The organism is Enterobacter cloacae complex sp. IR5459, assembly GCF_049238005.1.
In the GTDB taxonomy this organism is placed as follows: domain Bacteria; phylum Pseudomonadota; class Gammaproteobacteria; order Enterobacterales; family Enterobacteriaceae; genus Enterobacter; species Enterobacter hormaechei_C.
Genome location: NZ_JBMKIG010000005.1, coordinates 357,727 through 370,922, shown reverse-complemented (window position 1 = coordinate 370,922; position 13,196 = coordinate 357,727). Strand labels below are relative to the sequence as shown.

At 57.2% G+C, this 13,196-nt stretch carries 12 protein-coding genes; 11 read left to right on the top strand and 1 reads right to left on the bottom strand.

Going from position 1 to position 13,196, the window contains the following annotated elements; all coding sequences use genetic code 11:
• The first annotated feature begins 5 nt into the window (after nucleotides 1–5).
• From cheR to ACOTX4_RS13480, 9 genes are all read left to right on the top strand, one after another.
• Complete coding sequence (gene cheR / locus ACOTX4_RS13520) at nucleotides 6–872, top strand: protein-glutamate O-methyltransferase CheR (RefSeq protein ID WP_003859714.1); 867 nt, start codon at nucleotides 6–8, stop codon at nucleotides 870–872.
• Nucleotides 869–1,918, top strand: coding sequence for a protein-glutamate methylesterase/protein-glutamine glutaminase (locus ACOTX4_RS13515; protein WP_014884341.1), 1,050 nt, complete (start codon nucleotides 869–871; stop codon nucleotides 1,916–1,918). Before cheR ends, ACOTX4_RS13515 begins: the two co-directional genes overlap by 4 nt.
• Before the next feature lie 17 nt (nucleotides 1,919–1,935).
• Entirely contained in the window at nucleotides 1,936–2,325 is a 390-nt protein-coding gene (gene cheY, locus ACOTX4_RS13510; RefSeq protein WP_000763862.1) for a chemotaxis response regulator CheY, read from the top strand.
• Between the two features lie 10 nt (nucleotides 2,326–2,335).
• Complete coding sequence (cheZ, locus tag ACOTX4_RS13505; RefSeq protein WP_003859718.1) at nucleotides 2,336–2,980, top strand: protein phosphatase CheZ; 645 nt, start codon at nucleotides 2,336–2,338, stop codon at nucleotides 2,978–2,980.
• 150 nt (nucleotides 2,981–3,130) lie between these two features.
• Complete coding sequence (gene flhB, locus ACOTX4_RS13500) at nucleotides 3,131–4,279, top strand: flagellar biosynthesis protein FlhB (protein WP_003859720.1); 1,149 nt, start codon at nucleotides 3,131–3,133, stop codon at nucleotides 4,277–4,279.
• Nucleotides 4,272–6,350: a flagellar biosynthesis protein FlhA gene (gene flhA, locus ACOTX4_RS13495; protein WP_003859723.1), complete on the top strand. Its 2,079-nt coding sequence runs from the start codon at nucleotides 4,272–4,274 to the stop codon at nucleotides 6,348–6,350. Before flhB ends, flhA begins: the two co-directional genes overlap by 8 nt.
• On the top strand, nucleotides 6,350–6,742 hold the full coding sequence (gene flhE, locus ACOTX4_RS13490) for a flagellar protein FlhE (RefSeq protein WP_048240552.1): 393 nt from the start codon (nucleotides 6,350–6,352) through the stop codon (nucleotides 6,740–6,742). Before flhA ends, flhE begins: the two co-directional genes overlap by 1 nt.
• A gap of 261 nt (nucleotides 6,743–7,003) precedes the next feature.
• Entirely contained in the window at nucleotides 7,004–8,587 is a 1,584-nt protein-coding gene (locus ACOTX4_RS13485) for an MFS transporter (protein WP_003859727.1), read from the top strand.
• A 4-nt stretch (nucleotides 8,588–8,591) separates the two neighbouring features.
• A complete protein-coding gene (locus tag ACOTX4_RS13480; protein WP_048241825.1) occupies nucleotides 8,592–9,731 on the top strand; it encodes a glycoside hydrolase family 88/105 protein in 1,140 nt (379 codons plus the stop codon).
• A gap of 34 nt (nucleotides 9,732–9,765) precedes the next feature.
• Here the strand turns inward: ACOTX4_RS13480 and argS are convergent, their stop codons facing one another.
• Nucleotides 9,766–11,499: an arginine--tRNA ligase gene (gene argS, locus ACOTX4_RS13475; RefSeq protein ID WP_023314352.1), complete on the bottom strand. Its 1,734-nt coding sequence runs from the start codon at nucleotides 11,497–11,499 to the stop codon at nucleotides 9,766–9,768.
• A 238-nt stretch (nucleotides 11,500–11,737) separates the two neighbouring features.
• On the opposite strand from argS, the gene ACOTX4_RS13470 reads away from it, so the two are divergent.
• Entirely contained in the window at nucleotides 11,738–12,298 is a 561-nt protein-coding gene (locus ACOTX4_RS13470; protein WP_032609525.1) for a VOC family protein, read from the top strand.
• A gap of 78 nt (nucleotides 12,299–12,376) precedes the next feature.
• Complete coding sequence (gene cutC / locus ACOTX4_RS13465) at nucleotides 12,377–13,120, top strand: copper homeostasis protein CutC (RefSeq protein ID WP_063937712.1); 744 nt, start codon at nucleotides 12,377–12,379, stop codon at nucleotides 13,118–13,120.
• Nucleotides 13,121–13,196 lie beyond the last annotated feature (76 nt).

Below are 13,196 nucleotides of genomic sequence, written 5' to 3'. Positions count from 1 at the left end.
GCGCTATGACATCACCCATGCCCTCAGGGCAAACGTCATTATTGTTGCAGATGACACAGCGCCTCGCGCTGTCCGACGCGCATTTTCGTCGGATATGTCAGTTAATCTACCAGCGTGCGGGGATCGTGCTTGCGGACCATAAGCGAGACATGGTCTACAACCGGCTGGTGCGGCGCTTGCGCACGCTGGGGCTGGACGATTTTGGCCGCTATCTGAGCATGCTCGAAGCGAACCAGAACAGCGCCGAATGGCAGGCATTTATCAACTCATTAACCACCAACCTGACCGCGTTTTTCCGCGAGGCGCATCACTTCCCGGTGCTGGCGGAACACGCCCGCCGCCGTGGCGGAGAGTATCGCGTCTGGAGCGCGGCGGCCTCTACCGGGGAAGAGCCGTACTCGCTGGCCATCACCCTGGCGGACACCCTGGGCATGGCGCCGGGTCGCTGGAAAGTGTACGCCAGCGACATCGACACGGAAGTGCTGGAAAAAGCCCGTAACGGCGTTTATCGCCAGGATGAGCTGAAAACGCTGTCTCCCCAGCAGCTACAGCGTTACTTCATGCGCGGTACCGGCCCGCATGAAGGACTGGTGCGCGTACGCCAGGAGCTGGCGAACTGCGTGGAATTTGCCCCCGTTAATTTACTGGATAAGCAGTACAACGTGCCGGGGCCATTCGACGCCATTTTTTGTCGTAACGTGATGATCTATTTTGATAAAACGACGCAGCAGGACATTTTGCGTCGCTTTGTTCCGTTGCTCAAGCCTGACGGTTTACTGTTTGCCGGGCACTCGGAAAACTTCAGCAACCTCGTGCGTGAGTTTAGCCTGCGTGGGCAAACGGTATATGCGCTGAGTAAGGAAAAAGCATGAGTAAAATCAGGGTATTGTCTGTCGATGATTCGGCGCTGATGCGTCAGATCATGACCGAAATCATCAATAGCCACAGCGATATGGAGATGGTGGCGACAGCGCCCGATCCGCTGGTCGCGCGGGATTTAATCAAAAAATATAACCCCGACGTGCTGACGCTGGATGTTGAAATGCCGCGCATGGATGGCATCGATTTCCTGGAAAAATTAATGCGCCTGCGCCCGATGCCGGTGGTGATGGTGTCATCTCTGACCGGTAAGGGTTCAGAAATCACCCTGCGCGCGCTGGAGCTGGGGGCGGTGGATTTTGTCACCAAGCCGCAGCTCGGCATTCGCGAGGGGATGCTGGCGTACAGCGAGATGATCGCCGAGAAGATCCGCACCGCGTCCCGGGCGAAGCTTGCCGCGCATAAACCGATGGCAGCCCCGGCAACCCTGAAGGCGGGGCCGTTACTCAGCTCGGAAAAGTTGCTGGTGATTGGCGCGTCAACCGGAGGAACAGAGGCAATTCGCCATGTACTCCAGCCATTGCCGCTCTCAAGCCCGGGTATTCTGATTACGCAACATATGCCGCCGGGCTTTACCCGCTCGTTCGCGGAGCGCCTGAATAAGCTGTGCCAGATCAGCGTGAAAGAGGCGGAAGACGGCGAGCGCGTGCTGCCGGGTCACGCCTATATCGCCCCGGGTGACAAGCACATGGAGCTGGCGCGCAGCGGGGCGAACTATCAAATCAAAATTCATGACGGGCCGCCGGTTAACCGGCACCGTCCGTCGGTGGATGTGCTGTTTCATTCGGTGGCGAAACATGCGGGGCGCAACGCCGTTGGGGTGATCCTGACGGGGATGGGTAACGACGGCGCCGCCGGAATGCTTGCGATGCACCAGGCTGGCGCCTGGACGATTGCGCAGAATGAAGCAAGTTGTGTGGTGTTCGGCATGCCGCGCGAGGCCATCAATATGGGTGGCGTAAGCGAAGTGGTCGATCTTAGCCAGGTAAGCCAGCAGATGCTGGCGAAAATCAGTGCCGGACAGGCAATACGTATTTGACTCAGGAGTATTATTTTATGGCGGATAAAGAGCTTAAGTTTTTGGTTGTGGATGACTTTTCCACCATGCGTCGCATTGTGCGCAACCTGCTGAAAGAGCTGGGCTTCAACAATGTTGAAGAAGCAGAAGACGGGGTGGATGCGCTGAACAAGCTCCAGGCTGGCGGGTTTGGTTTTGTGATTTCCGACTGGAACATGCCGAACATGGACGGTCTCGAACTGCTGAAAACCATCCGCGCGGATGCAGGTATGGCCTCTCTGCCGGTACTGATGGTGACCGCAGAAGCGAAGAAAGAGAACATTATTGCCGCTGCACAGGCGGGCGCAAGCGGCTACGTGGTGAAGCCATTCACCGCGGCGACTCTGGAAGAGAAGCTCGGGAAGATCTTCGAGAAACTCGGCATGTGAGGTGATGGATATGTTGCAACCTGCTATGAAACCCGTTGAAGAACATTCGCCGAGCGACATTATTGCCCGCATTGGTAGCCTGACCCGCATGCTGCGCGACAGCCTGCGTGAGCTGGGGCTGGACCAGGCGATCGCCGAAGCGGCGGAAGCCATCCCTGACGCGCGCGACCGTCTGGACTACGTCGTGCAGATGACCGCGCAGGCGGCCGAGCGTGCGCTGAACAGCGTTGAAGCCTCGCAGCCGCACCAGGATGCCATGGAAAAGGGTGCGAAAGCGCTGAGCAAACGCTGGGATGAGTGGTTTGAGAACCCTATTGAGCTGGCGGATGCCCGCGAACTGGTAACGGATACCCGTCAGTACCTGGGTGACGTGCCGGGCCACACCAGCTTCACTAACGCCCAGCTGCTGGACATCATGATGGCGCAGGATTTCCAGGACCTTACCGGCCAGGTGATCAAGCGCATGATGGATGTGATTCAGGAGATTGAACGTCAGCTGCTGATGGTGCTGCTGGAGAACATTCCGGAACCGGCTGCCCGTCCGAAACGCGAGAACGAAAGCCTGCTCAATGGTCCACAGCTTGACACCAGCAAAGCGGGCGTGGTGGCAAGCCAGGATCAGGTGGACGATCTGCTGGATAGCCTTGGTTTCTGATTGCCCGTTCTGCCTCAGGTCGTTAACGCGGCCTGAGGCGGCTCAGAACAAAAACAGCGAAAAGAGCCCGAATAAACGGGCTTTTCCCGCCATTGGATTTTCTCTGCGCTGGCATGATACCCGTGAATTAATGGGCTGCGAGCAGGCACAGTGGCAGAAGAGAACGACGACAAAACAGAAGCCCCCACACCCCACCGACTTGAAAAAGCCCGTGAGGATGGGCAGATCCCCCGATCCCGAGAGCTGACATCCCTGCTGATCCTGGTGGTGGGCGTCTGCATAATCTGGTGGGGCGGGGAGATGCTCGCCCGCAGACTGGCGGGAATGCTCTCTGCTGGCTTACGTTTTGATCACAGCATGGTCAATGACCCCAATCTGATCCTCATTCAAATCATCAACCTTGTGAAAAGCGCGATGATCGCCTTGCTGCCGCTGATCGCGGGCGTGGTCATCGTGGCCCTTGTTTCGCCGGTCATGCTCGGTGGCCTGGTGTTCAGCGGTAAATCGCTGCAACCGAAATTCTCCAAGCTCAACCCGCTACCCGGTATTGCGAAAATGTTCTCCGCGCAAACCGGGGCTGAGCTTCTTAAAGCGATCCTGAAATCGCTTCTTATGGGCAGTACAGCCGGGTTTTTTCTGTGGCACCACTGGCCGGAGATGATGCGCTTGATCAGCGAGTCCCCGATGACGGCGATGAAAAATGCCCTGAACCTGGTCGGGTTATGCTCGCTGCTGGTGGTACTCAGCATTATTCCGATGGTGGCGTTCGACGTTATCTTCCAGATCTATTCCCATATCAAAAAGCTGCGAATGTCGCGTCAGGACATCCGCGATGAATATAAACAGATGGAAGGCGACCCCCACGTGAAGGGCCGTATCCGGCAGATGCAGCGTGCCGCCGCGCGTCGGCGCATGATGGAAGATGTGCCGAAAGCCGACGTCATCGTCACCAACCCGACCCACTACTCCGTGGCGCTTCAGTACGACGAAAACAAAATGAGCGCGCCGAAAGTGGTGGCGAAAGGGGCCGGACTGATTGCGCTGCGCATTCGTGAAATCGCGACGGAAAACCGCGTACCGATCCTGGAAGCACCGCCGCTGGCCCGTGCGCTGTATCGCCACGCGGAAATTGGACAACAGATCCCGGGCCAGCTCTACGCCGCTGTCGCAGAGGTGCTGGCCTGGGTGTGGCAACTGAAACGCTGGCGTTTAGCGGGCGGTCAACGACCTGTAAAACCTGAGAACCTTCCGGTGCCTGAAGCACTGGATTTTTTGAACGAGAAGGACACTGATGGCTAATCTGGTGGCAATGTTGCGCCTGCCCGGCAACCTGAAATCGACGCAATGGCAGATCCTTGCCGGACCGATTCTGATCCTGCTAATTCTGTCGATGATGGTGCTGCCGTTACCGGCTTTTATTCTCGACCTGCTTTTCACCTTCAACATTGCGTTGTCCATCATGGTGTTGCTGGTGGCGATGTTCACCCAGCGCACGCTGGAGTTCGCCGCGTTTCCAACAATCCTGCTGTTCACCACGCTGCTGCGTCTGGCGCTGAACGTTGCCTCCACGCGTATCATCCTGATGGAAGGGCACACCGGCGCGGCGGCGGCGGGCAAGGTGGTCGAAGCCTTCGGTCACTTCCTGGTGGGCGGCAACTTCGCCATCGGTATCGTGGTGTTCGTCATTCTGGTGATTATCAACTTCATGGTTATCACTAAAGGGGCGGGGCGTATCGCAGAAGTGGGTGCGCGCTTCGTGCTCGACGGTATGCCGGGTAAGCAGATGGCCATCGACGCCGACCTGAATGCCGGGCTGATCGCGGAAGATGAAGCAAAAAAACGCCGTGCCGAAGTGACCCAGGAGGCAGATTTCTACGGCTCCATGGACGGTGCGAGTAAGTTTGTGCGCGGTGACGCCATCGCGGGCATTCTGATCATGGTGATTAACGTCGTCGGCGGCCTGCTCGTCGGCGTGCTGCAACACGGCATGGACATGGGCCACGCAGCGGAAAGCTATACGCTGCTGACCATTGGTGATGGTCTGGTGGCGCAGATCCCGGCGCTGGTGATCTCCACCGCGGCGGGTGTGATTGTGACCCGCGTCAGCACCGATCAGGATGTAGGCGAGCAGATGGTGGGGCAGTTGTTCAGCAACCCGCGCGTTATGCTGCTCTCCGCGGCGGTACTGGGCCTGCTCGGTATGGTGCCTGGCATGCCAAACCTGGTATTCCTGCTGTTTACTGCCGCGCTGCTGGGCCTTGCCTGGTGGATGCGTGGCCGTGAAACGCAGCCTAAGGCAGAGCCAGCGCCGGTCAAAATGCCTGAGAACACCCAGGCGGTGGAGGCCACCTGGAACGACGTTCAGCTCGAAGATTCGCTGGGGATGGAAGTGGGGTACCGCCTGATCCCGATGGTGGATTTCCAGCAGGATGGTGAACTGCTTGGCCGTATCCGCAGCATTCGTAAAAAATTCGCCCAGGATATGGGCTTCCTGCCGCCGGTGGTCCACATCCGGGACAACATGGATCTCCCGCCCGCGCGCTATCGCATCCTGATGAAAGGGGTAGAAATCGGCAGCGGTGATGCGTACCCCGGCCGCTGGCTGGCAATTAACCCGGGCACGGCCGCAGGCACGTTGCCGGGTGAGCAGACGACCGACCCGGCCTTTGGTCTGGCGGCAATCTGGATTGAGAGCGCTCTGAAAGAGCAGGCGCAGATCCAGGGTTACACGGTTGTTGAGGCCAGTACCGTGGTGGCGACGCACCTCAACCATCTGATTGGCCAGTTCTCTGCGGAACTGTTTGGTCGTCAGGAGGCGCAGCAGCTGCTCGACCGCGTAACGCAGGAGATGCCGAAACTGACCGAAGATTTAGTGCCGGGCGTGCTGACCTTAACCACCCTGCATAAAGTGCTGCAAAACCTGCTCGACGAGAAGGTGCCCATTCGCGATATGCGTACCATCCTTGAGACGCTGGCCGAACATGCGCCGCTGCAAAGCGATCCGCACGAACTGACGGCGGTGGTACGCGTGGCGCTCGGACGCGCCATTACCCAGCAATGGTTCCCGGGAACCGGCGAAGTGCAGGTCATTGGCCTGGATACGCCGCTGGAACGGCTGCTGCTTCAGGCGTTGCAGGGCGGTGGCGGGCTGGAGCCGGGTCTGGCGGACAGATTACTGGCGCAAACCCAGGAGGCGCTGGCGCGTCAGGAGATGCTGGGCGCGCCGCCGGTGCTGCTGGTGAATCATGCGCTGCGTCCGCTGCTGTCGCGCTTCCTGCGCCGGAGCCTGAACCAGCTGGTGGTGCTGTCGAATATGGAGCTGTCCGATAACCGCAATATTCGCATGACGGCGACCATAGGAGGGAAATAATGCGGAAGTGGCTGGGGATCTTACTTTTCCCGCTGGCGGCGCAGGCCGCAGGCGAGGGGGCATGGCAGGCCAGCAGTATAGGCTTAACGCTCAACCATCGCGGGGAGTCGATCTCCTCCCGTCCGTTGTCCGCCTCTGAGCCCGTGTCCGGGCAGATGACGCTGGTGGCCTGGAATTACACCCTGACGGGACCCACACCGGCCGGGTTGCGGGTGCGGCTGTGCTCGCTGACCCGCTGCGCGGAAATCGAGGGACAAAGTGGCACCACCCAGGCCTTCAACGGGGTGTCTGCTCAGGAGCCTTTACGCTTTATCTGGGAAGTGCCAGGCGGTGGACGTCTGATCCCGGCGCTGAAAGTTCAGCGCAACGAGGTGCTCGTCAACTACCGCTAACTGCCTGCCTTTTCACCAGTCTTCAGGCATTTCTGAAGGCTGGCTCGCAAAATTGACCTTCCCTTTTGATACAAAAGAAACGCCGTTTTATAAATCAGTGACACGCGTATTGACACTCTTTGCATTTTTGCCATTCACCCCTTTGTGATGGCAGAAACAAAAAGGTATCAACAGGTCGATACTTTTACTGTAGCCGTGTAAAAACTCCCGGACGAGGTTTGCTTACAGGGAGTCTCCCAAAACTGATTAGGGTTGACGGCAATGAAAACACGTAAAATTGGACTCGCAAATTATCTTGCTTACGGGTCAGGGGACTTCCTCGGGGCGGGAACCACCGCCCTGACGGCCGCCTGGCTTTTGTATTTTTATACCACCTTCTGTGGACTCACACCGATTGAAGCAACCTTTATCTTCGCCGCCGCAAGGGTGCTGGATGCGGTTGTCAGCCCGTTAATGGGCTTTTTAACCGATAACTTTGGCACCACCTGGCTGGGCAAGCGTTTTGGCCGTCGTAAGTTCTTCATCCTGCTCGGTATTCCCTGCGTTTTCAGCTACTCGCTGATGTGGGTAGGGGACATGAGTTTCTGGTACTACCTGCTGACCTATCTGATCTTTGATATCGTCTACACCATGATCCTGGTGCCATACGAAACGCTGGTGCCGGAGATGACGGACGATTTCAAACAGAAAACCAAATTCTCCGGGGCGCGTATCTCTATGGCGCAGATGTCCGCTATTCTGGCTTCCTTCCTCCCGGGGATCCTGCTCACGCATTTCGGCAAAGACAACGCGATCTCCTTCTTCTATGCAAGCCTGGTCTTCTCCGTACTCTGCGCACTGATGCTTACGTTCGTCTGGTTCTTTACCTGGGAGCGCCCGCGGGAAGAGTGGTCTGAAGCGGCCCTGCGTGCCGAAGAAGAGAAGAAAAAGCTGACCCTGGGGCAGAGCCTGAATCGCCTTTTTGTTGAATTAAGTTCGACGCTGCGTATCAAGATTTTCCGCCAGCATCTGGGGATGTACCTTGGCGGCTACATCGCACAGGACGTCTTTAATGCCGTGTTTACCTATTACGTGGTATTTGTGCTGATGCAGGAGGCGTCAATGGCGTCCAACCTGCTGGGCACGATGGCCATCTTCCAGTTCCTCGCCGTGATCGGCATGATCCCGCTGTGCATTCGCTTTGGACCTGCGCCGTCTTACCGCATGGTGGTCGTGCTGTTTGGCCTGGCCTCGCTCTCTTACGCGGTGCTTTATTACGCGGGCCTGAGCGACGTTTACGCTCTGCTGCTGCTGATCTCTGCGGTTGCCGGTCTTGGTCGCGGGGGGATCAACTACGTACCGTGGAATACCTACACCTACATTGCGGACGTGGACGAAGTGATCACCGGTCAGCGTCGCGAAGGGATCTTCGCGGGCATCATGACGCTGACCCGTAAAGCGTCTCAGGCCGGTGCGGTGATGCTGGTGGGGATCGTGATGCAGATGTCGGGCTTTGTCAGCGGTCAAAAAGTGCAGCCTGCGGAAGTGAGCCACACCATTCTGATGATCCTGAGCGTCGGCACCATTCTGGTACTGTTCTGCGGCTTCCTGGTCTCCCTGCGCTTCAAACTCAATTTGCAGACCCACAGCACCCTGCGTGAAGAGACCGCGAAAATGCGCGAGTCCGGCCATGCGATGCCAGAGGCGGTGACCCCGCAGGCCCGCGCCACCGTGGAGATGCTGGCCGGTATGCCGTATGAATCCCTGTGGGGCAACAACAATATCGGTTATCTGAATCGCAATAAGCCGGCGGCCCCTTCGCTGAAGGATCGCGCGGTACTGAATTCGACATACAACAGAGGTTAAGATGATGAAAGTTTGGCCTGTCAAACATAGCCCGTTACTGCGTCAGCCTGAGCGCTTTATCGCCAGGGATGAGCTGAAATCGCTGATTCAAAAGGTGACGCATAACCTGGTCAATATCCACGACAAAACGGGTGAGTTTTTGCTGCGGCTGGACGACGGGCGCGTGATCGACACCAAAGGCTGGGCCGGATGGGAATGGACCCACGGCGTCGGTTTATACGGTATCTGGCAGTATTACTGCCAGACCGGTGACGAAGGCATGCGCGAGATTATCGACAGCTGGTTTACTGACCGTTTCGCTGAAGGCGCAACCACCAAAAACGTAAATACCATGTCGCCGTTCCTGACGCTGGCGTATCGCTACGAAGAGACCAAAAACCCGGCCTGGCTGCCGTGGCTGGAAAGCTGGGCGGAATGGGCGATGAATGAGATGCCGCGCACCGAACATGGTGGCATGCAGCACATCACCCTGGCGGAAGAGAACCATCAGCAAATGTGGGATGACACGCTGATGATGACGGTGCTGCCGCTGGCGAAAATCGGCAAGCTGCTGAACAAGCCGGAGTACGTCGAGGAGGCGATCTATCAGTTCCTGCTCCACGTACAGAATCTGATGGATCGGGAGACCGGGCTGTGGTTCCACGGCTGGAATTACGACGGCAATCACAACTTTGCCCGGGCTCGCTGGGCGCGCGGCAACAGCTGGCTGACCATCGTGATCCCGGATTTCCTCGAGCTGGTAGATCTGCCGGAAAACAACGCCGTTCGTCGCTATCTGGTGCAGGTACTGAACGCGCAGATCGCCGCACTGGCAAAATGTCAGGACGAGAGCGGATTGTGGCATACGCTGCTGGACGATCCTGATTCTTATCTGGAGGCGTCGGCCACGGCAGGGTTTGCCTACGGCATTCTGAAAGCCGTGCGCAAGCGTTATGTCGGCGCAGAGTACGCAGAGGTGGCGGAGAAAGCGATTCGCGGTATCGTGAAAAACATCTCGCCGGAAGGGGAGCTGCTGCAAACCTCGTTCGGGACCGGGATGGGAAGCGATCTTGAGTTTTATCGCCAGATACCGCTCACGTCGATGCCGTACGGGCAGGCGATGGCGATACTGTGCCTGACGGAGTATTTGCGGAAGTATTTCTGATAATAAAAAACCCGGCGCTTGCCGGGTTTATTTTTTACATACGCTCTACGGTTTCGATACCCAGAGTATCCAGACCGAGCTTCAGGGTCTTCGCCGTCAGCTGCGCGAGCTTCAGGCGGCTGTGGCGCACCACTTCGCTCTCGGCAGAGAGGATAGGGCAGTGTTCGTAGAAGCCAGAGAACAGACCGGCCAGATCGTACAGGTAAGCACACATAACGTGCGGCGTACCGTCACGCGCGACCACGGAGAGCGTCTCTTCGAACTGAAGCAGGCGGGCAGCCAGCTGTGCTTCACGGTCTTCGGTAATAGACACCGTAGCATTCGCCAGCACGCTTTCGTCGATATTGGCTTTACGGAAGACGGAGAGTACGCGGGTGTAAGCGTACTGCATGTATGGCGCCGTGTTGCCTTCAAACGCCAGCATGTTGTCCCAGTCGAAGATATAGTCGGTGGTACGGTTCTTGGAGAGATCCGCGTATTTCACCGCGCCAATTCCCACCGCGTTAGCAAGTTTCTCCAGCTCGTCAGCAGGCATGTCCGGGTTCTTCTCGGCCACCAGGCGACGCGCGCGTTCCAGCGCTTCATCCAGCAGATCGGAAAGCTTCACGGTGCCGCCCGCACGGGTTTTGAACGGCTTACCGTCTTTACCCAGCATCATGCCGAACATGTGATGTTCCAGCGGCACGGAATCCGGCACATAACCCGCTTTACGCACGATAGTCCACGCCTGCATCAGATGCTGATGCTGACGGGAGTCGATGTAATACAGCACGCGGTCCGCATGCAGGGTTTCGTAACGGTATTTCGCACAGGCGATGTCGGTGGTGGTGTAAAGATAGCCGCCATCCTTTTTCTGGACGATCACGCCCATCGGTTCGCCTTCCTTGTTTTTATACTCATCAAGGAACACCACCGTTGCGCCTTCGCTTTCCACCGCCAGATTTTTAGCTTTCAGGTCCGCCACAATGCCTGGCAGCATCGGGTTATACAGGCTTTCACCCATCACGTCGTCACGGGTCAGGGTCACGTTCAGACGATTATAGGTAAGCTGGTTCTGGGACATGGTAATGTCCACCAGCTTGCGCCACATCTCGAGGAAGTACGGGTCTCCACCTTGAAGTTTCACCACGTAGCTGCGCGCGCGCTCGGCGAAGGCTTCGTCTTCGTCATAGTGCTTTTTGGCTTCACGGTAGAAACCTTCCAGGTCTGCCAGCGCCATTTCGCCTGCGTTTTCCTGCTGCTGTTTTTCCAGATACGCGATCAGCATGCCGAACTGCGTGCCCCAGTCGCCTACGTGGTTAGCGCGGATCACCTTGTGACCAAGGAACTCCAGGGTACGCACTGCCGCGTCACCGATGATGGTGGAGCGCAGGTGACCGACGTGCATCTCTTTCGCCACGTTTGGCGCGGAGTAGTCAACCACCACGGTCTGCGCTTCTGGCTGAGCCACGCCCAGACGGTCAGATTTCAGCGCCGCGTCAACGTGGCTTGCCAGGAATGCAGGCTCAAGGAAAATGTTGATAAAGCCTGGACCGGCGATTTCGGTTTTGCTGGCGATGCCGGTGAGATCCAGATGCGTCAGTACCTGCTCAGCGAGCTGTCGCGGCGGCATGCCCAGTTTTTTAGCCACTGCCATCACGCCATTAGCCTGATAGTCGCCAAACTGTACTTTCGCTGACTGACGAACCTGTGGTTCGCAATCCGCAGGCGCACCTGCGGCAATCAGTGCCTGACTGACTTTTTCTGAGAGAAGAGCCTGAATATTCACCTGGATACCTTACGTTTTTGATGCGGGTAAAAAACACCCACGCCAGTTTAAGAATTTAGGGCGGGAGTATACTGCAAATGCCTTCGGGCGTCAGCCCTGCGGGGGGCGAAGATCGCTCAGAATCCAGGCGAAGACGGTATGCATAATCATGCAGTCGAAAAAACCGTGATTCTGCGGTTGGTCGACAGAGGGCAACAGAGTAAATTAGCGGCTTTGCGACACGAAACGAGACTGACCTATGGCGAACTGGCACACCATTGACGAACTGCATGATATTTCCGCAGATTTACCGCGCTTCACCCAGGCGTTCACAGAACTTGCCACCCGTCTCGGGCTGGATATCGCGCCGCTTGAGGCCGATCACATCTCTTTGCGCTGCCACCAGAATGCCACCGCCGAACGCTGGCGGCGTGGCTTTGAACAGTGCGGAGAACTGCTGTCGGAGAATATCATTAACGGTCGCCCGATCTGCCTGTTCAAACTTCATGCGCCGGTAACGGTGGCGCACTGGCAATTCACCGTTGTGGAACTGCCCTGGCCAGGAGAGAAGCGTTATCCGCACGAAGGCTGGGAGCATATCGAAATTGTTCTGCCTGGGGAGCCCGAGACGCTGAACGCCCGTGCGCTGACGCTGCTTTCCGACGAGGGGTTAAGCCAGCCGGGTATTTTCGTCAAAACCAGCTCGCCAAAAGGGGAGCGCGAACGCTTACCGAACCCTACGCTTGCCGTAACGGACGGCAACGTGACGGTGAAATTCCATCCCTGGACTATCGAGCAGATCGTCGCCAGCGAAGCGTAAGCATTGTGAGCGTCGATCCAGACACCAATCGGGCAACGTGCCACGATGATACGTTGAGTGAAATTTAAGGAGGATGACATGGCGCTGCTGGAAATTTGTTGTTACAGCGTGGAGTGTGCCGTCACTGCGCAACGGCACGGGGCCGATCGCATCGAGCTTTGCGCGGCACCGAAAGAAGGAGGATTAACCCCGTCCTTTGGCTTGCTGAAATCAGCCCGTCAGGCCATCACTATTCCGGTGCACCCGATTATTCGCCCGCGCGGCGGTGATTTTTGTTATACGGCGGGTGAGTTCAGTGCCATGCTTGAGGATATCGCCCTCGTCCGTGATTTAGGTTTTCCGGGGCTGGTGATCGGTGTACTGGACGAAGACGGCAACATCGATCTTCCGCGCATGCGCCAGGTTATGCGCGTTGCCCGGGGAATGACGGTCACTTTTCATCGTGCGTTCGATATGTGTCAAGATCCGATACAAGCCTTTGATACGCTGGCAGAACTGGGCGTGGCGCGCGTTCTGACGTCGGGCCAGCAGTCCTCGGCTGAAAAAGGACTGAAATTAATTACGGAACTAAAAGCACATTCCGGTGTTCCAATAATCATGGCGGGCGCAGGAGTACGCGCCAGCAATCTGGAACTGTTTTTAAACGCAGGGGTGGAAGAGCTGCACAGCTCAGCGGGTAAATGGATACCTTCACCCATGCGTTATCGCAATACAGGGTTGTCAATGTCGACGGATGCTGAAGCGGATGAGTACTCGCGCTACGGTGTGGATGGAGAGTCGGTTGCGGTAATGAAATCGTTGATTGAACGTCATCACGTGTAGCAACGTACCGATTTTTACCGCGCATCATGTCGCCCAATATGATGCTTGCTTGTACCAGGCCCCTGCAAATTACACA